Origin of the sequence: Kordia sp., from assembly GCF_050633145.1 — a bacterium.
Taxonomy (GTDB): Bacteria; Bacteroidota; Bacteroidia; order Flavobacteriales; family Flavobacteriaceae; genus Kordia.
In genome coordinates this window covers 156,794-181,447 of the sequence record NZ_JBOEFY010000002.1, presented here as the reverse complement: position 1 = coordinate 181,447, position 24,654 = coordinate 156,794, and the positions used below count along the sequence as shown (strand labels likewise).

At 33.1% G+C, this 24,654-nt stretch carries 26 protein-coding genes; 7 read left to right on the top strand and 19 right to left on the bottom strand.

The window, feature by feature from the left end:
* The first annotated feature begins 15 nt into the window (after positions 1–15).
* Both ACRBBL_RS01255 and ACRBBL_RS01250 read left to right on the top strand, forming a co-directional pair.
* Positions 16–627 carry a DUF3841 domain-containing protein gene (locus ACRBBL_RS01255; RefSeq protein WP_431367214.1) on the top strand — a complete coding sequence of 204 codons (612 nt, stop codon included), beginning with the start codon at positions 16–18 and terminating at the stop codon, positions 625–627.
* A gap of 73 nt (positions 628–700) precedes the next feature.
* Positions 701–1,720: a hypothetical protein gene (locus tag ACRBBL_RS01250; protein WP_431367213.1), complete on the top strand. Its 1,020-nt coding sequence runs from the start codon at positions 701–703 to the stop codon at positions 1,718–1,720.
* 40 nt (positions 1,721–1,760) lie between these two features.
* Here the strand turns inward: ACRBBL_RS01250 and ACRBBL_RS01245 are convergent, their stop codons facing one another.
* Both ACRBBL_RS01245 and ACRBBL_RS01240 read right to left on the bottom strand, forming a co-directional pair.
* A complete protein-coding gene (locus tag ACRBBL_RS01245; protein ID WP_431367212.1) occupies positions 1,761–2,531 on the bottom strand; it encodes an ABC transporter ATP-binding protein in 771 nt (256 codons plus the stop codon).
* Entirely contained in the window at positions 2,531–3,268 is a 738-nt protein-coding gene (locus tag ACRBBL_RS01240) for an MlaE family ABC transporter permease (protein ID WP_431367211.1), read from the bottom strand. The genes ACRBBL_RS01245 and ACRBBL_RS01240 overlap by 1 nt, the downstream gene beginning before the upstream one ends.
* A 138-nt stretch (positions 3,269–3,406) precedes the next feature.
* Here ACRBBL_RS01240 and pafA point away from each other — a divergent pair, with 138 nt between their 5' ends.
* On the top strand, positions 3,407–5,083 hold the full coding sequence (gene pafA, locus ACRBBL_RS01235) for an alkaline phosphatase PafA (protein ID WP_431367210.1): 1,677 nt from the start codon (positions 3,407–3,409) through the stop codon (positions 5,081–5,083).
* Here the strand turns inward: pafA and ACRBBL_RS01230 are convergent.
* From ACRBBL_RS01230 to ACRBBL_RS01220, 3 genes are all read right to left on the bottom strand, one after another.
* The gene (locus ACRBBL_RS01230; protein ID WP_431367209.1) at positions 5,080–5,829 is read right to left on the bottom strand and encodes a LytR/AlgR family response regulator transcription factor; all 750 of its coding nucleotides are present in this window, start codon (positions 5,827–5,829) and stop codon (positions 5,080–5,082) included. The two genes, pafA and ACRBBL_RS01230, sit on opposite strands and share 4 nt — an antisense overlap.
* A 123-nt stretch (positions 5,830–5,952) precedes the next feature.
* Positions 5,953–6,816 (bottom strand): glycosyltransferase, encoded by an 864-nt coding sequence (locus tag ACRBBL_RS01225; RefSeq protein ID WP_431367208.1) that lies wholly within the window; start codon positions 6,814–6,816, stop codon positions 5,953–5,955.
* Between the two features lie 3 nt (positions 6,817–6,819).
* A complete protein-coding gene (locus ACRBBL_RS01220) occupies positions 6,820–7,347 on the bottom strand; it encodes a methyltransferase (RefSeq protein WP_431367207.1) in 528 nt (175 codons plus the stop codon).
* A gap of 205 nt (positions 7,348–7,552) precedes the next feature.
* On the opposite strand from ACRBBL_RS01220, the gene ACRBBL_RS01215 reads away from it, so the two are divergent.
* From ACRBBL_RS01215 to ACRBBL_RS01205, 3 genes are all read left to right on the top strand, one after another.
* Entirely contained in the window at positions 7,553–7,762 is a 210-nt protein-coding gene (locus tag ACRBBL_RS01215; RefSeq protein ID WP_431367206.1) for a hypothetical protein, read from the top strand.
* A 196-nt stretch (positions 7,763–7,958) separates the two neighbouring features.
* A complete protein-coding gene (locus tag ACRBBL_RS01210; protein WP_431367205.1) occupies positions 7,959–9,458 on the top strand; it encodes a lipopolysaccharide biosynthesis protein in 1,500 nt (499 codons plus the stop codon).
* A gap of 16 nt (positions 9,459–9,474) precedes the next feature.
* Positions 9,475–9,960, top strand: coding sequence for a glutathione peroxidase (locus ACRBBL_RS01205; RefSeq protein ID WP_431367204.1), 486 nt, complete (start codon positions 9,475–9,477; stop codon positions 9,958–9,960).
* A 428-nt stretch (positions 9,961–10,388) separates the two neighbouring features.
* Here the strand turns inward: ACRBBL_RS01205 and proC are convergent, their stop codons facing one another.
* The 3 genes from proC to gcvP form a co-directional block, all read right to left on the bottom strand.
* Positions 10,389–11,183, bottom strand: coding sequence for a pyrroline-5-carboxylate reductase (proC, locus tag ACRBBL_RS01200; RefSeq protein ID WP_431367203.1), 795 nt, complete (start codon positions 11,181–11,183; stop codon positions 10,389–10,391).
* Between the two features lies 1 nt (position 11,184).
* The gene (locus ACRBBL_RS01195) at positions 11,185–12,243 is read right to left on the bottom strand and encodes a 3-oxoacyl-ACP synthase III family protein (RefSeq protein ID WP_431367202.1); all 1,059 of its coding nucleotides are present in this window, start codon (positions 12,241–12,243) and stop codon (positions 11,185–11,187) included.
* Positions 12,244–12,471: 228 nt separating this feature from the next.
* Entirely contained in the window at positions 12,472–15,318 is a 2,847-nt protein-coding gene (gcvP, locus tag ACRBBL_RS01190; protein WP_431367201.1) for an aminomethyl-transferring glycine dehydrogenase, read from the bottom strand.
* 147 nt (positions 15,319–15,465) lie between these two features.
* Here gcvP and ACRBBL_RS01185 point away from each other — a divergent pair, with 147 nt between their 5' ends.
* The gene (locus ACRBBL_RS01185) at positions 15,466–16,281 is read left to right on the top strand and encodes a hypothetical protein (RefSeq protein WP_431367200.1); all 816 of its coding nucleotides are present in this window, start codon (positions 15,466–15,468) and stop codon (positions 16,279–16,281) included.
* Here the strand turns inward: ACRBBL_RS01185 and ACRBBL_RS01180 are convergent, their stop codons facing one another.
* From ACRBBL_RS01180 to ACRBBL_RS01130, 11 genes are all read right to left on the bottom strand, one after another.
* Positions 16,282–16,539 (bottom strand): hypothetical protein, encoded by a 258-nt coding sequence (locus ACRBBL_RS01180; RefSeq protein ID WP_431367199.1) that lies wholly within the window; start codon positions 16,537–16,539, stop codon positions 16,282–16,284.
* Positions 16,540–16,550: 11 nt separating this feature from the next.
* Complete coding sequence (locus tag ACRBBL_RS01175; protein ID WP_431367198.1) at positions 16,551–17,105, bottom strand: sigma-70 family RNA polymerase sigma factor; 555 nt, start codon at positions 17,103–17,105, stop codon at positions 16,551–16,553.
* A 72-nt stretch (positions 17,106–17,177) separates the two neighbouring features.
* Positions 17,178–17,645, bottom strand: a complete 468-nt coding sequence (locus ACRBBL_RS01170) for an SRPBCC family protein (protein WP_431367197.1) — start codon at positions 17,643–17,645, stop codon at positions 17,178–17,180.
* A gap of 35 nt (positions 17,646–17,680) precedes the next feature.
* Entirely contained in the window at positions 17,681–18,112 is a 432-nt protein-coding gene (locus ACRBBL_RS01165; RefSeq protein WP_431367196.1) for a hypothetical protein, read from the bottom strand.
* A 40-nt stretch (positions 18,113–18,152) separates the two neighbouring features.
* Positions 18,153–19,070, bottom strand: coding sequence for a TIGR01777 family oxidoreductase (locus ACRBBL_RS01160; RefSeq protein WP_431367195.1), 918 nt, complete (start codon positions 19,068–19,070; stop codon positions 18,153–18,155).
* A 92-nt stretch (positions 19,071–19,162) separates the two neighbouring features.
* On the bottom strand, positions 19,163–19,564 hold the full coding sequence (locus ACRBBL_RS01155; RefSeq protein WP_431367194.1) for a hypothetical protein: 402 nt from the start codon (positions 19,562–19,564) through the stop codon (positions 19,163–19,165).
* A gap of 6 nt (positions 19,565–19,570) precedes the next feature.
* On the bottom strand, positions 19,571–19,924 hold the full coding sequence (locus tag ACRBBL_RS01150; protein WP_431367193.1) for a hypothetical protein: 354 nt from the start codon (positions 19,922–19,924) through the stop codon (positions 19,571–19,573).
* 401 nt (positions 19,925–20,325) lie between these two features.
* Positions 20,326–21,213, bottom strand: coding sequence for an SAM-dependent methyltransferase (locus tag ACRBBL_RS01145; protein ID WP_431367192.1), 888 nt, complete (start codon positions 21,211–21,213; stop codon positions 20,326–20,328).
* Positions 21,210–21,542, bottom strand: a complete 333-nt coding sequence (locus ACRBBL_RS01140) for a hypothetical protein (protein WP_431367191.1) — start codon at positions 21,540–21,542, stop codon at positions 21,210–21,212. Before ACRBBL_RS01140 ends, ACRBBL_RS01145 begins: the two co-directional genes overlap by 4 nt.
* Before the next feature lie 85 nt (positions 21,543–21,627).
* Entirely contained in the window at positions 21,628–22,131 is a 504-nt protein-coding gene (locus tag ACRBBL_RS01135; RefSeq protein WP_431367190.1) for a GbsR/MarR family transcriptional regulator, read from the bottom strand.
* 437 nt (positions 22,132–22,568) lie between these two features.
* Entirely contained in the window at positions 22,569–24,602 is a 2,034-nt protein-coding gene (locus ACRBBL_RS01130) for a M3 family metallopeptidase (protein WP_431367189.1), read from the bottom strand.
* Positions 24,603–24,654: the final 52 nt, after the last annotated feature.

Below are 24,654 nucleotides of genomic sequence, written 5' to 3'. Positions count from 1 at the left end.
TAATTCTCTTTACGTGTGAAAGTTAAATTATGGACTATTCAAGACGAGCGTGGGTGGAATGAACTCCAAACAAAAGGTATATATACAGGAAAAAAAGAGTTCATACTTCCAGAATTTATTAAAGGATACGATTGGTTGCGTATGCAAATGGAGCAACGTATTGGAAAACCTGAAAGTCTTGAGCAATATCCTGTGTGGGCTTGGTATCAATCGATAGATTCTAAAAGAAAAAGACCAGATTTGCGTGCTTCTGGACACTTACCTTCAGGAGAAATCGGATACCGAATTGAATTTGAAAAAGAAGAGAAAGAAATACTGTTGTCAGACTTCGTGTTATGGCATTGGCCATTGTGCTATCATGATTATATAGCTGGTTCTGAAAAAGAAGCTATCAGTTTTGATGAAGAAAAAGAATGTAAAAATATTCACGGTTTCCTCAGTGGTCACCTTGAAAAGCTACCTCCATCATTTCAAACAAAGATCAAGAAAAGTTGGGAGAAAATTTTTGATATGAATTTTGATCTGGAATACTATACTGATCCTTATCACAAGAAGAAAATTCAAGCAACATTTTGGGAACTCAAAAAGGAAGAAATTATAAAAGTGGATAAGTTTATTGCTAGATAATTAAAAGTGAGTAGTTGTAACATTTTGCTATTAAGCACCACAAATAATATAAGAAACCGTAAACGTTACCATTATGTTCAAAACTTCACTCGCATCACTCGTTCTTGTTATTTTACTATGTGTTTCATGCAAATCTAAAACGAATTTAAATCAAAATATAGAAGGCGCCTGGATACAAGCCTATTATCAATATAACTCCGAATATAAAGATCCTTCAGGTACTAAATTCTTTTTAAATTTTAAAGATAATAAGGTTCGTATCAAAAAAATTATAATTAATAACAAGGATAAAGCGATCGATACAATTGTCAATTTTACCCTAAAAGATGGTAAAATTACGTATGGAAACGATGCTTCAAATATAATGGAGGTAAAGGTGACAAAAGACAGTCTTGTAATGACATCAAATTATAGTCAACCCATTCATACAGTATTCAAAAGATTATCTACAAATTCAAAAAAAGTACACTGGAATCCTAAAGGAAAAGAATATGTTACTTCTCAAGCGAGAGAAAAAATATACTATGATTTTGTAAATGATACTGAGATGCATTTTCGTTCAAAAGAAATAGGACTATTAACGAAAACTAATTGGGAGATTCAACATATTAATGATTATACTTTTTTAGTATATGAGTCTGAATTTTATAGTGATGAAGAAACGGGTGTTTTATATGTATTATTAGATTCATTAGCAGGAAATAAAGTATACGTAACTGATTATATCTTTGGAAATAAACAATATGTTTTTGAAGAACAAGAAATAGCGCATAAAAAACCAAGGTTATTATTTGGGACTTGGAAACTTGTTTCGAAAGAAGAAATCGTACAACATACAACTCAAATAGAATCACCAGGGTCAATGAATGGTTTGGATAAACTTTATATTGAAGAAGATTCAATTATAATAAATCGTCCTCCTTTTAAACCAAAGGTTGGATGGAAGTATTATGAGGATGATAAAACAATCATATTAAAGAAACTAAATAGAGTCCTGCAAGTTTCAAAAGTATCTAAAGATAGCTTGGTACTCGAAATGGATCTTTCTCAATACGGATTTGATAACAAGCGATTTACATTTATTCGTGAATAATATATAGAAAAATAAAGAGGAGTTTTTAGAACTGTTGCAATTATTCCTTCAACTCTTTCAAATATACTTCTCTTACTTTTTTGAATAAATCAGAAGAATATACAAAGTCGGTTACCGATTCATTATCCGTTTTAAAGATTTCTTTATTGGTGCCTTCCCAAGCTTTGATACCGTTTTTTAAGAAGACAATCTTTTCACCAATTTCCATTACAGAGTTCATATCGTGTGTGTTGATGACAGTTGTAATGTTATATTCGTCGGTGATTTCTTGAATCAAATTATCAATAACAATGGCTGTTTTTGGATCTAATCCAGAGTTGGGTTCATCACAAAATAAATACTTAGGATTCATTACAATAGCACGCGCAATAGCAACACGTTTTTGCATTCCTCCAGAAGTTTCCGCTGGAAATTTATGATGTGCATCTACCAATTTTACACGCTTCAATACAATATCCACACGATCTTGCATTTCACTTACTGATTGATTCGTAAACATGCGCAAAGGGAACATTACGTTTTCAGAAACTGTCATAGAATCAAACAAAGCACTTCCTTGAAAAACCATGCCCATTTCGGTACGCAGTTCTCGCTGTTCTTTGGTAGATAAACTTTTATAATCTTTCCCATCAAACAAAATAGAACCTTCTTCGGGTATGTGAAGACCTAACAAAGACTTTAAAAAAACAGTCTTTCCAGAACCACTTTGACCAATGATTAAGTTGGTTTTTCCTTTGTCGAATGTGGTTGAAATTCCTTTTAAAATTTCAACACCATCAAAAGATTTCTTTATGTTTTTTACTTCGATCATTAAGTCAGTAATAATTGTGTAATGAGGTAATTTATCAAAATAATAACAACACTCGTCCAAACGAACGACGTTGTACTAGCTTTTCCAACTTCCAATGCGCCACCTTTCATATAGTATCCGTAAAAAGAAGGAATTGTGGCAAGCACAAAAGAAAACAGAAACGTTTTAATAAAAGCATAGGTTACATGGAATGGAATAAATTCGATCTGTAATCCTTGAATAAAATCGGCACTTGTTGAAAAACCTCCGTAAATAGAAGCTAACCAACCTCCAAGAACTCCTAAAAACATGGCAATTGTAATTACAAAAGGATACAAAGCCAATGCTACAATCTTAGGAAATACTAAGTAATTCAAAGAATTAACTCCCATAACTTCCAATGCGTCAATTTGCTCAGTAACTCGCATAGTTCCAATACTCGATGTAATGAATGAACCTACTTTTCCTGCCATAATAATGGAAATGAATGTCGGTGCAAATTCTAAAATTACAGACTGTCTTGTGGCAAAACCAACAAGATACTTTGGAATTAGAGGATTATTGATGTTTAAAGCCGTTTGAATGGCAACAACGCCACCAACGAAAAAGGAAATGAAACATACAATTCCCATAGAACCAATGATTAAATCATCGATTTCTTTAAAGATAAGATTTCTTAGCATGGACCATTTGGTCATTTTACTAAATACGCTTTTCAACATCAAAAAATAGCGTCCTATATTTTCTAGGTAAATCATGGGCTAAAAATACATCATTCGTGTTAGCTAATAAAATAATTAACGATTTAATGATTAGTTAAAACGGAATTTGCAGTAAAACAATTACTTTTGAAAGAATATAAGTTTCCCGTACCTAAATAAATGAGAAAATAGATCATGAAAAAAAGTCTCTTATTAAGTATACTGTCTTTATTTTTTATTCAGTGTATTTCTGTAAAGCAAAAAGTAAAAGCATCAAAGAATACAAACATACAAACTACAGAAACGGCAAAGCCTAAGTTGGTCGTTGGTATTGTAGTCGATCAAATGCGTTATGATTATTTAACGCGTTTTCAAAGTAAATATAGTGATGGCGGTTTTATGCGTATGCTAAAAAATGGATACAATTGTAAAAATAATCATTACAATTATATTCCTACATATACTGGTCCTGGACATGCTTCTGTATATACAGGAACAACGCCTGAAAACCACGGAATTATTGCCAACGATTGGTATGATAAGTTTGAAAAGAAAGAAGTGTATTGCGCTTCAGATGCAAGTCAATCTTCAGTTGGAGTAGAAGGGCAATGGGCAGGAAAAATGTCTCCGCATAGAATGCAAACAACTACTGTAACAGATCAATTGCGTTTAGACACACAACAACGTGGAAAGGTAATTGGAATTGCAATAAAAGATAGAGGTGCTATTTTGCCAGCAGGACATTCGGCAAATGGAGCGTATTGGTTTTATGGAAAAGATAAAGGAAATTGGATAACAAGTACTTATTATACTAACGAATTGCCTACTTGGGTAAAAGAATTCAATGCAGCCGATGAAGCTGAAAAGTATATGACTACTTGGAATACTTTGTATGACATTAATACGTATGTAGAAAGTGATACCGATTTAAGTAAGTATGAAGGAACTTTTAAAGGGAAAGCAAATGCAACTTTTCCGTACGATTTAAAAAGTTTGCAAGAAGAAAATGGTGGATTTGATATTTTGAAAGCAACTGCTTATGGAAACAACTTGACTACAGATTTTGCAATTGCAGCTATTAAAGGAGAAAATTTAGGGCAAGATAATGACACCGATTTCTTAGCAGTAAGCTATTCAAGTACAGATTATGTTGGACATAGATTTGGAGTGAATTCTAAAGAAATTCAAGATACATATTTACGATTAGATCAAGATATTGAGCGTTTGTTTGCTACACTAGATGCAGAAGTTGGAAAAGGAAACTATACAATTTTCTTAACTGCAGATCATGCAGCTGTACATGTACCATCGTTTTTGCAAGACCAGAAAATTCCAGCAGGATATTTTGATAGTAAACCATTAAAAGACCATTTAAAAAGCTTTTTAAATACAATGTATGGAAGCGAAAATTTAATCGAGAATATTTCTAGCGGACAAGTATTTTTAAACTATGAAGAAATTAAACGTCTAAAACTTTCTACTACAGCGATAGAAAATGCATTGCAACAGGAATTGTTGAGCTACGATAAAATTTCAAAAGTATACACACGAACTGCTTTTTTAAACAGTGAGTTTACACACGGAATAGCAGCATCTTTACAACGCGGATTCAATCAAAAACGCTCAGGAGATGTATGTTTTGTATTAGACATTGCTACAATACCATATTCTCGTACAGGTTCTACACACGGTTCAGGTTTTAATTATGATACACATGTTCCGTTACTATTCTATGGAAATGGTATTCAAAAAGGAGAAACGTTACAGCGCACAGAGATCACTGATATAGCACCAACTATTTCAGCGTTATTGGAAATTTCATTTCCAAATGCATCCACAGGAAACCCAATAGAAAGCGCACTAAAAAATTAATACTTTTTACTATTATAGAACTTTAAAAAATCGATCACTTTTTTACGACTTCTAGATGAAATTGCAATTTCTGCATTGTTGGACATTACGATAACACCATCTGCTGTAAACTTATTGACGTGTTTTAAGTTTATCAAATAGGATCGATGTACTCGGAAAAAATCGCTGTGTTCAACCATATCTTCAATGCGTTTCAAATTCTTTGAAATCAAGAGTTGCTTGTTATGTTTCAAGTGAATTGTGGTATAATTTCCAGATGCTTCACAATACAGAATATTTGAAAATTTCACAGAAGTATATTCGCCTCTTTCAAAAATAGTAATCGCGTCATATTTACTTTCAACTTGGTGTTTAAACGCTTCGTATTTTCGTTTGTCAAAAGCAGAGCGCTTCAACTCATACATATTCAATACTTTTTGGAGTTGCGTTTCCTGAATAGGTTTGTTGAGGTAATAAAAAGCAAAATAATCCATGGCTTTTTCTTTGTAGTCTACAAAGCCAGTAGTGAAAATGACTTCAAATGTCATTTCATTCTGCAATTTGTCTAACACTTCGAAGCCACTGCCATCTTTTAATTGGATATCTAAAAATACAATTTCTGGCTCCTTCTTTTTAATCAATGTTACTGCACTTTCAACATCAGAAGCCCAACCGAGAACTTTTACATTTTTGTGATTTCTTTTTAAAATAGATACCAAATATTCCATAGAAGATTGCTCATCTTCGATGATAATTGAATTAATCATTTATATGTTTTTTACTGAATAGGGGATTCTTGAAAGGCAATATTGACTAAAAATACATTTAATTTCTGAAATAACGTAATTTTTTGTAAAAATACGAAGAAATACCTGCTATTTTTCTGACTGTTAGAAGCCTAAAATACTTTTTATTTTTCGAGACATTTGCGTACGTCTGTACTTGCGAATAAAACGTCCTTGCTCTGAAGTTACCATTTGTGTAGTTTGTTTCTTTTTCGCACTAAAAAAACCACTCATATAGTCCAAAAACACTTTAATGCTTTTCTTTTTAAGTGCTATTTTTAGAGCTGCAATCAACGAAATCCAAAAACCATAACCAAGTTTGTAGAAAACAGTTCCATGATCGCGATGCACTTTTTGTTTATAGGCGTTTCCTGTGGGTTTTAAATGCTTTACTTGTAATGATTGATCTACATGCACTTTCCATCCGTAAAAACGAGCTAAAAGCACATCGGCTGTGTCCCAACCTAATGATTTTTGTAAACCGCCAATTTGTTCAAAACATGCTTTTCGATACGCTTTAAAAGGACCGCGTACATGATTTTTATCTGCAATTGGTTCATACATCCATTCGCCATTCTTTTCGATATACGCCAAACCACCAGCGACACCAATTTTAGCGTCTTCTTTAAAGTGATTACAGATGGTTTCAAAATAATTTTTGGGTAGAATAATATCAGCATCTAGTTTTACAATAACATCAAAATTAGCGTCTAAAGTCTCAAAACCTTTGTAAAATGCTTCTATAACTTTGCTTCCAGGTAGATGTTCGTTGTTTGCATTGGTATTTACTTTTGTAATAAATGCATACTCTTGCACAAATTGATCAATAATAGTTTCTGTACTATCAGAAGAATTATCATTCACAACAACTACTTTCTTTGGCAACAATGTTTGTTGTACAACAGAAGTAAGCGTCATTTCAATAAAATCCGCTTCGTTATGTGCAGGAATGATAATATAATACTTCATAAACTATGCTTTGCGTTCGGCATACACAGCATAATAGCGTGGAATTAAATGACGTAAAATAGGTCGTGGAGCAATTGGTGGTCGTGAAGGGTTTGTCCACTTCTTAGTTTTTTTAATTTCCCAACCAGATTTTTCCAAAAGCCAATCAAATTGCCAATCTTCAAATTCATGATAATGCCTGTCCCAAGGATCAGTTTTACTGCGGTATGCGGTCGAAAACCATAAACGTAGCGGAACAGTTACGACTAATTTCTTTGCTTTAATCTCTTTCAAAACATTAAAAGGTGCTACCAAATGTTCAAAAATTTCAAAAGCAGTCACAACGTCAGCGTCACTTTCTTGAACCGCTGAAAAATCTTCGTCTAAATCTTCTCCTTTTGTGTTTTCAACTATATAACCTTCCTTACTCATGATTTCAGAAAAAGGATTTTCTACACCTAAATCTAAAATCTTTGAACCTTCTGGAACCACTTCTTTTAGAAAATCGAGTGTGTATTTATAACGTTTATGTGGATAGAATTTATTGTACATCTGTTGAAAGTCTTGGTATATACAAATATATGTAAAAGAGTTTAGGAGTTTATAAGTTTAGCGGTTTATGTTTTGAAAAGAAATGCCTGTAGGGTATTGAACATCTCAAATATCAAATCCACTAAAAAAATGAATGCATGAAATTAGTTGGGTAATGTTTTTTTGTTTTGAACCCAATAGTGTATAAACATAAAACATTATTAAAATGAAAAAACAAAATCTTAAAAACCTAAAATTTGCAAAAGTGACAATTTCAAAAGTGGCACATCAAACTGTTGGTGGAGTTTTTAGAACAGCAGGTTGTTATACTGTTCAAATTTGTCCTGTTGAACCTGACACGGATCATACATTAGCGCCAATTCCTGTAGATCCATCATTGGCATCTGTCTGTTTTTGTATGTCACAAATATGTTAAAGATAATTACGAAAGCGAACTTAGGTTCGCTTTTTTGATGCTACTTCTTTTCAAGATAAATCTATTTTTATTCGCAAAATAGGTCCAAGCGGATAAATTATGTGTCGAAACACTGATAGATAATTAGGATCATTTTTTAAAAGTAAGACACGTTCCATACATTTATGTACATTTGTGATTATAACATTTTCTAAGATTGGAAAAACACCAAAAAGAAGTATCATCACAAACGCTTAAATTTAGTATCATCAACTATGTTGGTGCGGCTATTGGAATTGTGTCTACGCTTTTTATTTACCCAAATGACAAAGAGTTTCTCGGAATTATGCGTTATATCTTTGATGGAGCGCAAATTCTTATGGCGTTTTTTGTGTTTGGAACTTCGCAATCGTTAGTGAACTATTTTCCGCGATTTAAAGAATCTGCTGAAAAGCGTAATATCTTTTTTTCAACTACATTGCTCATTGTTGTTGTAAATAGTATTCTATTTTCGATTGTATTTTTATTATTGGCAAGTTCCTTGTCGAGCATGTTACCCGATTTTCATGCTTTTGATTATATTCAATACTCAGTTATTGTAGGTTTTGCTTTCGCGATTATGGATGTGTGTAAACGACAAGCATCAAACTATAAAAAAATTGCGATTCCAACCGTGTTAGAACGTTTTTCGATTAAAATTTTCTTTCCAATCATATTCTTACTCTACTTAGCAAACAGTATCACAATTGAAATAGGGAAAATTATCTATGTAGGTTGTTTTGTTGTGATTATGATAATTGCTTTGTGGTATGTGAAAAAAGTGGCGAAAATTCAATTCAATTTCGCGTCCAAAAAAGTATTTAATCGTTCTTTTAAGAATGAATATGCAAAGTACAGTTTGTTTGCTTTTTTTAGCATTCTAGGTTCATTACTAGCGTTTAAGATAGATGGAATTATGGTGCCAAATTTAATTGAAGGCGCTAACGCTATGACCGCAAACGGAACCTATAGTATTGGTGTTGTGTTAGCAGCTACATTGGCAATTCCAGCCATTGGTTTGTACACTATTTATAGTCCGATCATCACAGAATATATTGCCAAAGATGATATTACTTCGTTAGGAAAAAAGTATCAAGAGGTTTCTAAGTTGCTATTCGCTATTGGCGGATTTTTACTCTGTTGTATCTTTTTAGGTGTAGATGATTTGTTTTCCATTTTACCAACACGTGAAAACTTGGTTGATACAATTCCTGTCATTTTAATTCTGAGTTTTAATGTGGTTATTGATATGACAACTTCGTTCAATTCGCACATATTACTGTATTCAAAGTACTATCGTTTCAATATGGTTGCCATTGCTATTTTGGTTGTACTAAACATTTCATTGAATATTTACTTTATCAAATATCTTAACATGGGAATTGAAGGTGCAGCCTATGCTACATTGATTTCCATGACGTTGTATAATACTGTGAAGCTGATTTTTATCTATTCAAAATATAAAATTCAACCATTTACGCAAAAGCATATTTGGCTGTTACTTTCATTTGTAGGAAGTGTGAGTTTGTTGCACAACATTCCTACAAGCAATACAATCATTTTAGATATTATGATAAAAGTAGGAACGTTTATGATTGTCAACGGAATTGTAATTTATAAACTTCGCATGATTCCTGCTATAAACGATTGGATTAGTGCTAAAATAGGAGCGAAGTAAATAGAAAAATATAGTTATGATGAAAACAGAAAAACAATCTATTTACGATATTGAGATCAATGATCTTTACGGGAATCCAATGTCTTTAGTAGCTTATAAAGGAAAGAAAATACTTTTTGTAAATGTTGCTTCCAAATGCGGATTTACCAAACAATATAAAGAGTTGCAAGAGTTGAGCGATACGTATAAAGATCAATTGGTTATTATTGGTTCGCCATGCAATCAATTTGGGAAACAAGAACCAGGAGATGCTTCTCAGATTCAAGAATTTTGTGCCATTAATTTTGGTGTAACGTTTCCGCTTACGGAGAAGTTAGAAGTAAAAGGAAAAAATCAACATCCACTATATACCTGGTTAACGTCAAAGAAATTAAACGGAAAAAAGCGTTCGAGTGTAAAATGGAATTTTCAAAAATACATCGTTGATGAAAATGGTGAATTACTCAATTATTATTACTCGCTAACTAAACCAATGAGCTCTAAGATTACGAAGTATTTATAACATGTTCAAAGCGTCAGATCGAGTGGGTTTGTGCAACAAATTTGTATCGAGATCAGCTAGGAAGTGATTAGCTAGTTTAGGAGTTTATTTTACTAAGAAAATTCTAGATTTCAAACCAAATACCAAAAGCAAAAACACTCTCTTTATAAAGTACTTCTCGATACTATTTTTCTTCATTTCCTTCTGAAAAATCACTCGAAGAGACGTTTGGGAATTTCTAAATGTCAGTTCGAGCGCAGTCGAGAACAGTTATGTATTTCTAATAGACTAGTTTCCTGAGAAGATTCTAGATTTCAAAAAACACCCAATACCCAATACCAAATACCCAAAAATCTAAAAGCGCTTTAGCGCGATCTAAAAGCAAAACGATCTAACAGATTCCCGCCTACGCGGGAACAAGTCTAAAAGCAAAGCGGTCTAAAATAAAATCAATCCTTCTGAATCGTTTCAATAGATGTTTTTATTCCTTTAATTAGTGATGAACTAAATCCTTGATGCTCCATTTCGTTCAAACCAGCAATGGTACAGCCTTTTGGCGTGGTTACTTTGTCAATTTCTTCTTCAGGATGATTGCCGTTTTGAAGTAACAATTCGCTCGCACCTTTTACGGTTTGTGATGCAATTTTGGTCGCTGTTTTGGCATCAAATCCAATTTCAATTCCACCTTGAATCATTGCACGGATAAAACGCAATACATACGCAATTCCGCAAGCACCAAGAACGGTTGCGGCATCCATCAAGCTTTCGTCAATTTCAATAGTTTCGCCCAAAGCGTCAAAAATAAACTGAGCCTTTTTTATATTTTCTGCGGAAGCGTTATGAGACGCCAAACATGTAAGCGATTCGCCAATTGCTGCTGCTGTATTTGGCATCGCGCGAACGATTTGAATATCGCTGGCAACACAGTTTGAAAGTTGTGACAAAGAAAAATCACTGATCACAGAAATAATCAAATGTTCGGTTGTAATATAGGGTGCTAGTTCTTTAAGTACACTCTCTATACGATACGGTTTGAGTGCAAAAATTAATATTTTAGACTGTTGTACAGCCAAAACATTATCAGAAGTTGTATGAACGCCTTGTCCTTTTAGATCTTCTAAAAGTTCCACTTTTGTACGCGTCACATAAATTTGTGAAGGATCATTATGTTGTTTTAACAATCCTTGTGCAATAGATTTTCCTAAGTTTCCGCCACCAATAATGGCAATTGTATCTTGATTCATGCTAATATTTATAAACAATCGCGTTGATGTTCATTCCTGCACCAACACTTGCAAACATAATAATGTCGCCTTTTTGTATATCTTGATTATCTACTTGTCCTTTGGTTACCATATCAAATAAAGTAGGAATGGTTGCAACCGAACTATTTCCTAAATTGTGAATGATCATTGGCATAATACTTTCGGGAGCTTCTTTGTCATACAAACTGTAAAAACGTTCTACGATGGCTTCATCCATTTTTTCATTGGCTTGATGAATGAATACTTTCTTCAAATCATCAATAGCAACACCACTTTTGTCTAAACATGCCTTCATGGCAGACGGTACATTTGTCAATGCAAACTCGTATATTTTACGACCGTACATTTTTATATAACGTGTATCATCACTCAACTCAGGATTGTTTGATTTTCCAAAGTATAAATAATGTGCTTCATCATACGAATGTGTTGCGGTTTCATGTGCAATAATACCACAATCTTCGGTTGTCGTTTCAATAATAGTTGCACCAGCTCCATCTGAATAAATCATAGAATCTCGGTCATGTACATCTACAACTCTTGACAATGTTTCCGAACCAATAATGAGGCATTTCTTTGCAATTCCTGCTTTGATAAATGCATACGCTTGTATCATACCTTCAAGCCAGCCAGGGCAACCAAATACAACATCGTAAGCTACACATTTTGGATTTTTTATACGCAAATTGTGTTTTACTCTACTGGCTAAACTTGGTACCATATCGCTTTGAACGGTATTGTGTTTTACATCCCCAAAATTATGTGCAAAAATGATATAGTCTAACTCTTCCGGATCAATATTAGCATTTTCAATTGCTTTCTCAGCTGCAAAAAATCCTAAGTCTGAAGAAGAATGATGAGATTCAGCATATCTACGTTCATCAATTCCAGTAATAGACTTGAATTTTTTTATAATTATGTCTGTATTTTGTTTAAACGGGCTACCATCTTCATTTAAAAATTGGTGTTCAAGGAAAGCTTCATTGATTTCAACTTCAGATGGAATATAGCATCCTGCCCCAGTTATTTTGACATTCATACTAATTTTAATTTAGGGATTAAGACTACTAAATTAAGGATTATACGCCGTGAATGACTTTAAAAATAGGATTTTTGAGGATAATGCATTCAAATGTTAAAGATTTAGTGAATTTGTAGGATAAAACCTTTTAAACTGATAATATTTCAACAGAAATTGGAAAGGACTCAAAAAAAAGGAGCGTTTGTTTGAACGCTCCTTATTACTTTGCTTGTATGTTTTAAAACTTTATGCTTCCGCGTACGCTTCAATTGGAGTACATGTACAAATTAAGTTTCTATCTCCATAAGCATCATCAACTCTACGAACTGATGGCCAAAATTTGTTATCTTCAACATACGGTAATGGGAATGCTGCTTTTTGACGTGAGTATGGAAGGTCCCAAGTGTCTGAAGTTAGCATACCTAAAGTATGTGGTGCATTTCTCATCACATTGTTTGCATCGTCTGCACTAGCTTCAGATATTTCACCAAAAATTGCTAACATCGCATCGCAGAATCTATCTAATTCAGCTACGCTTTCGCTTTCCGTTGGCTCAATCATAATAGTTCCAGCTACCGGGAAAGATACTGTTGGAGCATGGAAACCATAATCCATCAAGCGTTTTGCAATATCGGTAACTTCAATTCCGTGTTGCTTGAAAGGTCTGCAATCAATAATCATTTCATGCGCACAACGTCCGCGTTCGTTTGTATATAAAATATCAAATTTAGTTTCTAGTCTTCCTTTGATATAGTTTGCATTTAAAATTGCATATTCTGTAGCTTCTGTCAATCCTCTAGAACCTAGCATAGCAATGTATCCGTAAGAGATTAAACATACCAATGCGCTTCCCCAAGGTGCTGAAGAAATTGCTGTAATTGCTTTTTCTCCACCAGTTTGAATAACTGGATTGCTTGGTAAGAAAGGTTTTAAATGAGCCGCTACACATATTGGTCCAACACCAGGTCCGCCACCTCCATGTGGAATGGCAAATGTTTTGTGTAAGTTTAAGTGACAAACATCTGCGCCAATTGTAGCAGGATTTGTCAATCCAACTTGCGCATTCATGTTTGCACCATCCATATATACTTGTCCGCCATTATCATGAATGATTTGCGTAATTTCCATGATTGTGGCTTCAAAAACACCGTGCGTTGATGGATATGTTACCATCAATGCAGCTAAATTATCTTTGTGTAAGATTGCTTTTTCACGTAAATCATCTACATCAATGTTTCCATCTTCTGTAGTTTTTGTAACGACAACTTTCATTCCAGCCATTACTGCACTTGCAGGATTTGTTCCGTGTGCAGAAGCAGGAATTAAACAGATGTTTCTGTGTGTATCTCCTTGAGATTCGTGATATGCTCTAATAACCATTAATCCAGCAAATTCTCCTTGCGCTCCAGAGTTTGGTTGCAATGAAGTTCCTGCGAATCCTGTGATTACATTTAATTGGTGTTCTAATTCTTTTAATAGAATTTGATAGCCTTCAGCTTGTTCTACAGGAACAAAAGGATGAATGTTATTCCACTGTGCAGAACTTAACGATAACATTTCCGCCGCAGCGTTTAATTTCATTGTACAAGAACCTAAAGCAATCATAGAATGGTTTAATGATAAGTCTTTACGCTCTAGTTTTTTGATGTAACGCATCATTTCTGTTTCAGAATGATAACTGTTGAATACATCATCTTCCATAAAAGTAGTTTCACGAACTACAGCTGGTAATATTTTTGAAGCATCTGTGCTGTCAATTTCGATAGTTTCTTTTTCTACAGAAGTAGCAAAGATGAAAGCAATGTCTTGCAAATCGAGAGCTGTTGTTGCTTCATTGATTGAAATTCCAACAGTTTCGTCGTCTATGTATAAAAAGTTTACTTCGTTTTGCTCTGCAATTTCTTTGATCTTTACTGCATTTGCTTTAACAACAATTGTGTCAAAGAATGCTGTGTTTGTTTGTTCAAAGCCTAATTTTTCAAGCGTGTTTGCTAGGTTAACAGCTTTAGAATGTACATTGTTTGCAATATAACGCAATCCGTCTGGACCGTGATATACAGCGTACATTCCAGCCATAACAGCTAGTAATACTTGCGCCGTACATATATTAGAAGTTGCTTTATCTCTTTTAATGTGTTGCTCACGTGTTTGTAACGCCATGCGCAATGCACGATTTCCGTCAGTATCTTTTGTAACTCCAATGATACGACCAGGAATGTTACGTTTGTATGCTTCTTTGGTAGCAAAGAAACCTGCGTGTGGACCACCATAACCTAATGGAATTCCGAAACGTTGTGTTGTTCCAACAACAACATCTACTCCAAAACTTCCTGGTGATTCTAGCAATACCAAACTTAAAATATCAGCTGCGACTGCAACTTTAATTTCGTTTTCGTTGGCTTTTTCGGTGAATGCTTTATAATCAAAAATTTGTCCGTATTTCCCAGGGTATTGTAATAAAGCTCCAAAAAACTCTGATGAAAAGTCAAATTCTTCATGATTTCCAAAAACCAATTCAATTCCAATTGGAATGGCACGTGTTTTTAATAAAGAAATCGTTTGCGGTAATACTTCGTCAGAAACAAAAAACTTGACAATATTAGCCTTTTTTTGCGCTCTTGATCGTACTCCATATAGCATCGTCATTGCTTCAGCAGCTGCAGTACTTTCATCTAAAAGAGAAGCATTGGCAAGTTCCATACCTGTCAATTCAGTTACTACAGTTTGAAAGTTTAATAAAGCTTCCAGTCTTCCTTGTGCAATTTCGGCCTGATATGGCGTATATGCAGTATACCATCCTGGATTTTCAAAAATATTACGTTGAATTACAGGAGGCGTTACTGGCTCATGATATCCCAATCCAATATATGTTTTGAAAATTTTATTATGTCCAGCAAGGTTTTGCATGTGCGATAAAAATTCGTTTTCGCTTAGTCCTTTTGGGAGCGCAAGCGGATCTTGTAAACGAATTCCATTTGGAATAGTTTCGTCAATAAGTTGTTCTAGTGAATCAACTCCAATAGTTTGCAACATATATGGAACATCTTTTGCACGTGTTCCATTGTGTCTCAATGAAAAAGAATCAGTTTTCATCAGCTATAATGTTTTCTTTTTTATAGTTGTGTTTATGGCACGAAAATACAATTAAAAAATCACTTCTTTATAATTTTATAATCTTATGAGCAGGGAAAGTTCTTAACGAAAAAGATAGGTTATGAACAGTTTAGTTATTTTTGTGTAATGAATGTTTTAAAAAAACTTTTCAATTTTTATTTAGACAGTAGTATTCATATAGGCTTTAGCGTATATGCATTGACGTATTGTACGCTGCTTTTATTTGAGTTACCGTATGATGAAGCTGTTTTATATTTCACATTTTATGGAACAATTGTGACGTATAATTTTATAAAATATGGAAGTTCTGCGAAGCAATATTTTTTTGTGACTAGAAAATATATGAAAGTAATTCAATTATTGAGTTTTATTTGCTTTGTTTTGGCTTGTTATTATGCGTATCAATTGCAATTTAAAACATTGATAGTTGCGATTGGATTGTGCTTATTATCGTCTCTTTATATTATTCCATTTTTACCCAAGCAAAAAAATTTGAGAACTTTAGCTGGATTAAAAATTTCTATTGTAGCGTTGTGCTGGACAGGTGTTACTGTGCTATTACCTATTATAAATGCGAATGTATTTGTTGGAGAAACAAACGTTGTTTTAACAGGTCTTCAACGTTTTATTTTGGTGTTAATTTTAATGATTCCGTTTGAAATTAGTGACTTGTCGTATGATGCGTCAGCTTTAGGAACCTTGCCACAACGTATTGGAATTAGACGTACAAAACAACTTGCTTATTTGTGGGTTGTACTGTTTGTAGTGATAGAATACCTTATTAGAAACTCAGTATCTACAGCATTTTTTATAACAGTAGGCATTGGTTCTTTATTAGGATTCTCTATTTGGAAATCGGCCATAAAAAAATCGAAATACTTTACAGCTTTTTGGGTTGAAAGTATTCCGATACTATGGTTTTTACTTTTATTACTTACGTAATTAGTATTTGTTCATTTCTTCTTGCAATTTGCGTTGCATTTCGTCTTTCTTGTCTTTTTCAATTGCATCTAACTTTGACTTGTCGAGAAGCTCTGTTAGTTTGCTATTTTTACTTGAGTATGCTCTTGTAATGTGACACCAAGAAAGTCTCAATTTGAGTTTTATTGTTTCCCAAAAGCCAGCTTCTCCATACTGCGCTTTGTCACAGATATGTTTAGCTTCTTCACAGGAAATAAAAAATTTATATTTTGTACTCATTTACTTTATTATTAATACCAATTCTGTTCGAGGCATCCAGAAAGTGCGGTTCTCGCTCTGTGGATGATAACCCAAAGGTTAGACGCAGTAATATTTAATTCATTACAAATAGTTTCGGTGTCGTATCCTAAAATTGTTTTCATTTTAAAGATAGCGGCTTGCTTTTCGGGAAGTTTGTCTATGCAGTCTTCAATTGCAAGTCCGAGTTCTTCGTTTTGTATTTGGTCTTCGGCATTTTTGTCATAATTGTCAGCAACACGTTCTTCTAACCAATCTCCTTCAGATTCTGTATCAGAATTGTAATTTATTCTAACTTCAGCTTGCCCTTTTTTAGAATTTATTTTTCGATAATAATCAATGATTTTTCGTTTCAAAATAGAGATAAGCCAAGTTCTCTCTGAAGCTTCTCCTTTGAAATTTGCCATTGATTTTAATCCTGCGAAAAAAGTCTCTTGGACTAAATCTTGCGCAGTCTCTCTATCTTTCACCCTTACAATTGTATAATTGAAAAGATAATCAGCATAGAGGGTAATCCACTTGTTAGGATCCAGTTGATTATTTGGCATTTGCGAACTAATTATTTTTTCAAAAGTAATTGATAATTGTTGAAATAAAAAATAATGCAGAGATTGGAAAACCTAACAAACTGTTAAATTTAACAATTCAGCTCTTTGTTTGATATGTTGATTGCGTTCTTGTAGAAATCTTGTGAGATATGATTTTAATATAAAGTAGTTAAAAAGGCGACCAAAAATACCATAAGGCACTTGATATTTAAAAATATCGACCATTTCCGTTCCATTCTCCATTGTTGCAAAAATATGCTCGTGTCGTAAACTTTTGAAAATTCCTTTTACCATTTCATCCACAAAATAGGTTGGCGATTGAAATTCAGAAATTATACTTGTATGTTTTAGATAGAATCCAAAGTGTTTAGCGCGCCAGGTAACCGTTTCTCCTAAGCCGATTTTCCCTGAAGTTACACCAGCGATTGCTTTTTCGCGTGTGTTTTTGGTTGAAGCTTCATGTTCTGAAATGTCTCTAGAAATATCAAAAACAGTCAAGATTGGCGCTTTGATATGTGTTTTTAGTGTAATAGTAATCAAAGCTTATCTTTATTTGATTTAGAATTAATGATGTATCATTCTATTATGTTTCTATGAATAAAACTGTTGTAGTCATGTTTTTGATATAATTTCTTATCAATGAAAGTATCAATTCTCTTTGTTAAATTTAACTCATAAATACTATTACTTGAATTAGCTACTTTTAATTCAAAGCAATCATTCAATTTTATTTTATGATTATTAATTACACCTACAGTCTTAGTTAATATTTTATGGTATACAATGTCATTTTTGATAAAGTAGAAATAAATAGCATCTTTAGAACGTTTTCCTATTGATTTTTTAGGGTGCAACTTTTCTATTACACCAACAGTTTTAAAGGAATCGTTAGCTAGTTTATTTTTATCATATATGTTTATTTTTAGTAAAACAACTATGATTCCAAAAAATAAGATAAGATTTATAATGTTTTTCTTAGTCCAAATATTTTTTTTCTTTCTTCCCAAAATTAGATTTAAGACTACAAAAATAGGATAGTTTTTTTATTTAATGACGATTGATAATTTCTTCAACTGCCTTTTCAGCAGTCGGATAATGAAATTGAAAACCAGCAGCGACTAACTTTTCAGGAATTACATACCTACTTTTTAAAATCAATTCGGCTTCTGTTTTTATGATGCGTGCACCAAATTTGAGTAACCATTTTGGTTGAAAGAGTCCAAAAGGAACTTTCATTATCTTACGAATAACTTTCATAAAGCGCTTGTTCGGAATTGGGTTTGGAGCCGTTACATTAAAAATTCCAGACAGGTGTTTATCCAACAAAAAATCTACAGCGCGACAAAAATCATGTTCATGAATCCAGCTTACTTTTTGTTTTCCGTTTCCTTGTGCTCCGCCCAAACCTAGTTTTGTTAAGCTTTTCAATGGAATAAAAGCGCCACCATTTTTTCCTAATACAATTGAAGTCCGCAATGCAATTTTGCTTGTTTTTGGCGTTTTGCAACTATAAAAAGCTTTTTCCCAAGATTTTGCTACGTTCATTGAAAAGTCGTCTCCAATAATTCCATTCTCTTCTGTCATTTTTCGTTCTAGCGAATGCTTATAAATGGTTGCTGTAGATGAGTTCATCCATACTTTTGGAGGTACAGCACACGCTTGTACAGCTTCTCCTAGCACTTTTGTGGAATCAACTCTGGAATTTAGAATTTCAGCTTTGTTTTTTTCGCTGTAGCGACAATCAACTGACTTTCCCGTGAGGTTGATTAATACATCGGCACCTTCCAATTCGGTCATCCAAATATCAAGTGTTTTTGCATTCCACTCTATATAACGCAGGTTGTCATTTCCTGTATTTTTAGTGTTTCTTGATAAGACTATGATTTCATAATCTTTTGGCAAGAAATAGGAGATGAGCGATTGCCCTAAAAATCCACTTCCACCAGCAATAATCATTTTTTTCATCTGTTTATATTTATTTTATTGAATCGGTTAGATGGAACATTTATAATCATTTCGTTGTGTATTTTACAATTAATCATGAATGTTTCATCTGTTTATTTTTCTGTTGTGAATGTTGGAGTTACAGGCGGTCTTTGGGCTTGTCTTGTTATTTTTCTCCCACGCAAGAATAAAAATAAGTTTAAGAAAAGCATGACTCCCAAATAGATAGAAAAACTTCCGATTTTTAATCCCATCACTTCTATGAGTGACTGATTGTCAATGTTATAACTGTAATTTGAGATTTTCATCAGAATTAATCCCATTCCAATATTAACGAGGTAGAAACCAACCTTAAATAATTTGTTGGTTGCCAATGCAATGTTTTCTTGCCCTCTAAAGATTTCGATCATAAAGCTTTTTCCGCTTTCAAATAGTCTTTTTGAAACGAAAATGGTCAATCCAATGACAATTGGTAAATAGATGAAATACGCGATGATAATTTTTGTTGATCCCATAATGTGTTAATTTATTTTTTGTTTTTTTCTGTTTAAAAATTTAATCCAAAAGATATTATTGTAATGTAAAAGTGCTAATAACAGTATTGTTTTTCCAAGGATATTAGAAAGCGTATTGATCATTTCTTGGATGTTTTCTACGCTGTCCCAATACGTAATTGTAATTGTTGCTGCTCCTAAATTGATTAGGTAATACCCCATTAGTAAAAGCCTGTTTAAATTTTGTGTCATCTCAATATCATTCTGAAAAATGTTACATAAAAACACTTCGCCACTTTTGTATAATATCCAACCTACTTTTATCGTAATAAAGAAGATTATTGGAATGTATAGTATGTAACTGATGATATTGAAGTTCATATTGATCTACTTTTTAACTATGATATCTTAGCTTCTTTACATAGTACATACCCTACGAAAGCACCGAGACTGACAAACAAAATTCCAATAGGAATAGCGTAAAATAATAGTATGATTGTATACAGGTTAAAAAATACAAGCAATAGTAGAAAGTATTGAAAAATTAGAATCAATATTGTCTGGTTTAATGCGAATTTTAACGAAAACGAATCCTGATAACTTAAAATTAAAGTACTTACAAAGCCTGAAAATGTTAGAATTATAGCTGAACGGATTATTTCTAGGTCTATATCTAACTCATTAATGGTGTAAAAAAACAGTACATACATTAATGTTGAAGTCACAAAAGCAGTGATGAAATTTAATTCCTTGTTTTTTTTCAAAATTGAAGTCATAGTTTCTTATTTTTTAGCTGTAATCATGTAATACCCAAAATTCATCATGCTTAGACTAGTTAGTAGGGCAAAGAATGAACCTTTTAAATTCTTCTTACTTTCAGGTTTTAATGACTCTTTTTTGAATAGTTTTTTCAAAATAAATCCGCTAATCGCAAATGGAACATGTAATACAGATGGCGCTACACGATACCATATATTTTGTACTTTGATGTCTTTAAAACCTAGCTGTTCCATGTCAGAAATTACACGGTTGATATTTCCTAAGCTTTCTAAACTCCATGAATCACACAAACCTTTATATGTGTATTTTGCGAGCGGATTCATTTTTTTAAAGTCTTTTTTTGTGAAAGCATCTGCAATAACAAATCTAGAATTTGGTTTGAGAATGCGATAGGTTTCTTGCAAAGCATCTGTGCTACAACCTGAATGACACAAACTTTCTATCGCCATTGCACCATCAAACGAGTTTTCTTTAAAATGGGTATTGCGGTAATCTCTATTTAAAATTGTTCCGCGATTAGTGTCTAAGAGTTCATTTCCTTTTTCCACTTGAAATGGAGAAATTGTCAAACCAGTGATTGCTAATTTTGGATGATTTGCAATTCCGTGACGAATAGAAGCGCCCATTCCGCAACCTAAATCTACAATATGCTTTTTTTGATTTTTGATATCTAATCGTTTTAGCACTTCCGTATTCATCTGATTCAGCATTCCATCACGTGTAAATAAAGAGGTCTTGAAAGGAATAAAATACCCAAAATGCATATTTAGATCCTTACTCCAAAAACGATAATCGTCCGTTGCTTTGTCATAAAAATCAATGATCTGTTCTTTATTTGTGGATTTTTGAAATCCTTTTTTTAGATAGGTGAGTAGACATATATTTTTCATAATACTTTCTGATTAACTTTATACACGATATAGGTAAAATAAGTTCCAATACTCATGGGGACTAATGTGATAAGTAATAACATCCAATCATCTTTAGGGTAAAATCCAGAGAAAAACCAGAGTAAATATACTCCTGTGAGCACACCATAAATTGTAAGGTGACTTTTTATTTTTTCAGAAAACTTGTCATAATTAAATAGTAGTATTAGGAAAAATAGAACTTGAAAAATCCCTAAAACTATTTGCATATACATACCCAAAATAATAGTAAGATACAGTAAGAGTGTTATGCTGTAGATGATGCCGTTGATGTTGTATATGAATTTCATAACTATTGTGTTTTTAAAACTTTCAATAATTTTTGAAAGTTATATTGAAAATAAAAAGGAAAATGAATTCCTTTCGTGTTTGTTTCTATTTTAAGAGTTTAATCAGTGTTTTTGTCACCCAATTTGCCTCTTGGTTAACGACTCGATTCATGAGTGAGTCTGCCGTTTCTGCTAATTCATGTAGCGCTTTTGTTTGTTTGATGAATTCTTTCGTTTTTTCAGAACCATCTGCTTCTATAGAACTTATTTCTTTTAGTACTTTTAGCGTTGGTTGAATTTCTCTTCGACTGCGTTCTCGTGCTATTTGTTTAGCGAGTTCATTGACATCTTTCTCTGTTCCGAAGTATTCTTTTCGCTCACCAACTTTTGATGTTTTGTATACAATTCCCCAATCGATCAATTGGCGTAAGTTCATACTTGTATTTCCTCTTGAAATATGCAATTCTCCCATAACATCTTCCATCGATAAAGGTTCAGGAGAAATTAAAAGTAATGCATGAATTTGTGCCATTGCTTTGTTAATTCCCCATAAGGTTCCTAATGATCCCCAAGTCTGTATAAATTTATCTTTTGCTTCTTTGTATTCCATGGTTCAAATATATAATAATTTTTAAACTTTCAAAAATTATTGAAAGTTTAATTTGGAAAAATATAATTTTAATACTGTAAAATTGCCCAGGACTTGATTAAAAGAAGCAAATTTTGAATTTCTGTTTTTTAGTTATATGAACGTCAGACCGAGTGAATTTGTGCAACAAACTAGTATCGAGATTTCCCTTGAAGCAAAATATTTCTATAGTACTTCTCGATACAGTTTTCTTCATTTCATTTCGACTTCGCTCAATGTAAACGTTGCGAAAACCACTCGAAATGACACTTTGGTTTGCTAGTTATTCAGTTAATAGCAACTCATTAAAACGGAAAAAGTTCGTTTCAAACAAGATATTAATGTTTGAAACGAACTTGACATTTTATGTATTTCTAATAGTCTAAGCTAGTCTAAAAATCTAAGAAGTCTAAGAAAGTCTATTCAACCAACAAACCAGCACGTTTTAATAATGCTTCTGGTTTAGGTTCACTTCCGCGGAAGCGTTTGTATAATGTCATAGGATGTTCTGTTCCTCCTTTTGATAGTACATGTTCCGCAAACTTAGAGGCAATTTCTTTGCTGAAAATATCGTTTTCTTTAAAATATTCAAATGCGTCTGCATCCAATACTTCTGCCCATTTGTAGCTGTAATATCCAGAAGAGTAACCACCTTGAAATATATGTGAAAAGGCTGTACTCATAGCAGTTTTAGGATTTTTTGGAAATAAACGAGTGTTTTCAAAAGCGGCTTGTTCGTGTGCTTTTACATCAGTAATATTTGTAGGATCTGTTCCATGCCAACTCATGTCAAGCAATCCAAAACTAATTTGACGTAATGTTGCCATTCCTTCCAAGAACGTTGCCGAAGCTTTTATTTTTTCAATGTATTCCATCGGAATCACTTCGTCAGTTTCGTAATGTTTTGCAAATATTGCTAGTGCTTCTGCTTCATAACACCAGTTTTCCATTACTTGACTTGGTAATTCTACAAAATCCCAAAATACAGAAGTTCCACTTAAGCTAGGATAGGTTGTATCTGCTAACATGCCATGTAATGCATGTCCAAACTCGTGGAAAAGTGTTGTAACCTCATTAAATGTTAATAAAGATGGTTTTGATTCTGTTGGCTTTGTAAAGTTGCATACAATTGATACATGCGGACGTTCTACATTTCCATCTTTTCGTTGTTGCGACTTGTAAGAAGTCATCCAGGCACCATTTCGTTTTCCTTTTCTTGGGTGAAAATCAGCATAAAAAACAGCCACAAAGTTATCATTGCTATCAAACACTTCGTATGTTTTTACATCTTCATGATATACATCAATATCAAACACTTGTTCAAAGCGAATATCAAACAATTTTTCTGCCACGGTAAATGCACCAGCAGTTATGTTTTCAAGCTTAAAATAGGGTTTCAATTTTTCATCATCTAAATTGAAGAGTTCCTGCTTTAATTTTTCGGAATAATAAGAACTATCCCAACTTTGCAATTCCTCAATACCATCTAGCTCTTTTGCAAAATTTGATAATTGTTTAAACTCACGTTCGGCAGCTGGCTTTGCTTTCTCTAATAATTCGTTCAAAAAAGAAATTACCTTCTCAGGTTTTTCTGCCATACGTTCTTCCAATACAAAATGTGCATGCGTTTCATAACCTAATAAATTAGCACGCTGATGACGCAATTTGGCAATTTTCAATACATTTGCTTGATTGTCTAATTCATCATTTTTAAAAGCTTTAGAACCAAAAGCCGTTGCCATTTGTTGACGCAATGCTCGGTTTTCTGCATATTTCATAAAAGGAATATAGCTTGGGTAATCGAGCGTAAAAATCCAACCTTCTTTGTTTTCGCTCTTCGCGATAGTTTTTGCAGCTTCTAAAGCACCATTTGGAATACCAGCTACATCTTTTTTGTCTGTTAAATGCAACTGAAACTTATTCGTTTCTGCCAATACATTTTCACCAAATGTTAGACTTAGTTTTGAAAGTTTTTTATCAATCTCACGAAGAATTTCTTTTTTATCTGCGGCTAAATTTGCACCATTTCGTGAAAACGATTTAAATTTTTTATCTAATAATGTTTGTTGCTCTATTGTTAAATCTAAAGAATCTTTTGTTTCATACACGGCTTTTACGCGTTGAAATAAAGCTTCATTCAATATGATATCGTTAGACAACTCTGTTAATTTAGGTGAAATTTCTTGAGCCAACTTCTGAATTGTTTCGTTCGTTTCTGCTGAATTTAGGTTGAAAAAAATACTTGTAATACGATCTAACTGCGCACCGGAATATTCCAAAGCTTCAACAGTATTTTCAAATGTAGGTATAGTATCGTTTTCAATTATAAGATTAATTTCTTCTTTTGTACGTGTGATTTCTGCTTCAATAGCCAAATTGAAGTCACTTACATTGATTAAAGAAAAAGGTGCTGTTGTATGTTTTGTGGGAAATTTTTTATTTAAAACTGTCATTTGATCGGTATATTTGTTTGCTTGGTCGATTTCGAACCTTTACATTTGTAGG

Bases quoted from the DNA above. Each gene is read 5' to 3' on its own strand.
- ACRBBL_RS01250 (WP_431367213.1), top strand. From the start codon at position 701: ATGTTCAAAACTTCACTCGCATCACTCGTTCTTGTTATTTTACTATGT.
- ACRBBL_RS01245 (WP_431367212.1), bottom strand. From the start codon at position 2,531: ATGATCGAAGTAAAAAACATAAAGAAATCTTTTGATGGTGTTGAAATT.
- ACRBBL_RS01240 (WP_431367211.1), bottom strand. From the start codon at position 3,268: ATGATTTACCTAGAAAATATAGGACGCTATTTTTTGATGTTGAAAAGC.
- pafA (WP_431367210.1), top strand. From the start codon at position 3,407: ATGAAAAAAAGTCTCTTATTAAGTATACTGTCTTTATTTTTTATTCAG.
- ACRBBL_RS01230 (WP_431367209.1), bottom strand. From the start codon at position 5,829: ATGATTAATTCAATTATCATCGAAGATGAGCAATCTTCTATGGAATAT.
- ACRBBL_RS01225 (WP_431367208.1), bottom strand. From the start codon at position 6,816: ATGAAGTATTATATTATCATTCCTGCACATAACGAAGCGGATTTTATT.
- ACRBBL_RS01220 (WP_431367207.1), bottom strand. From the start codon at position 7,347: ATGTACAATAAATTCTATCCACATAAACGTTATAAATACACACTCGAT.
- ACRBBL_RS01215 (WP_431367206.1), top strand. From the start codon at position 7,553: ATGAAAAAACAAAATCTTAAAAACCTAAAATTTGCAAAAGTGACAATT.
- ACRBBL_RS01205 (WP_431367204.1), top strand. From the start codon at position 9,475: ATGATGAAAACAGAAAAACAATCTATTTACGATATTGAGATCAATGAT.
- proC (WP_431367203.1), bottom strand. From the start codon at position 11,183: ATGAATCAAGATACAATTGCCATTATTGGTGGCGGAAACTTAGGAAAA.
- ACRBBL_RS01195 (WP_431367202.1), bottom strand. From the start codon at position 12,243: ATGAATGTCAAAATAACTGGGGCAGGATGCTATATTCCATCTGAAGTT.
- gcvP (WP_431367201.1), bottom strand. From the start codon at position 15,318: ATGAAAACTGATTCTTTTTCATTGAGACACAATGGAACACGTGCAAAA.
- ACRBBL_RS01185 (WP_431367200.1), top strand. From the start codon at position 15,466: ATGAATGTTTTAAAAAAACTTTTCAATTTTTATTTAGACAGTAGTATT.
- ACRBBL_RS01180 (WP_431367199.1), bottom strand. From the start codon at position 16,539: ATGAGTACAAAATATAAATTTTTTATTTCCTGTGAAGAAGCTAAACAT.
- ACRBBL_RS01175 (WP_431367198.1), bottom strand. From the start codon at position 17,105: ATGCCAAATAATCAACTGGATCCTAACAAGTGGATTACCCTCTATGCT.
- ACRBBL_RS01160 (WP_431367195.1), bottom strand. From the start codon at position 19,070: ATGAAAAAAATGATTATTGCTGGTGGAAGTGGATTTTTAGGGCAATCG.
- ACRBBL_RS01155 (WP_431367194.1), bottom strand. From the start codon at position 19,564: ATGGGATCAACAAAAATTATCATCGCGTATTTCATCTATTTACCAATT.
- ACRBBL_RS01150 (WP_431367193.1), bottom strand. From the start codon at position 19,924: ATGAACTTCAATATCATCAGTTACATACTATACATTCCAATAATCTTC.
- ACRBBL_RS01145 (WP_431367192.1), bottom strand. From the start codon at position 21,213: ATGAAAAATATATGTCTACTCACCTATCTAAAAAAAGGATTTCAAAAA.
- ACRBBL_RS01140 (WP_431367191.1), bottom strand. From the start codon at position 21,542: ATGAAATTCATATACAACATCAACGGCATCATCTACAGCATAACACTC.
- ACRBBL_RS01135 (WP_431367190.1), bottom strand. From the start codon at position 22,131: ATGGAATACAAAGAAGCAAAAGATAAATTTATACAGACTTGGGGATCA.
- ACRBBL_RS01130 (WP_431367189.1), bottom strand. From the start codon at position 24,602: ATGACAGTTTTAAATAAAAAATTTCCCACAAAACATACAACAGCACCT.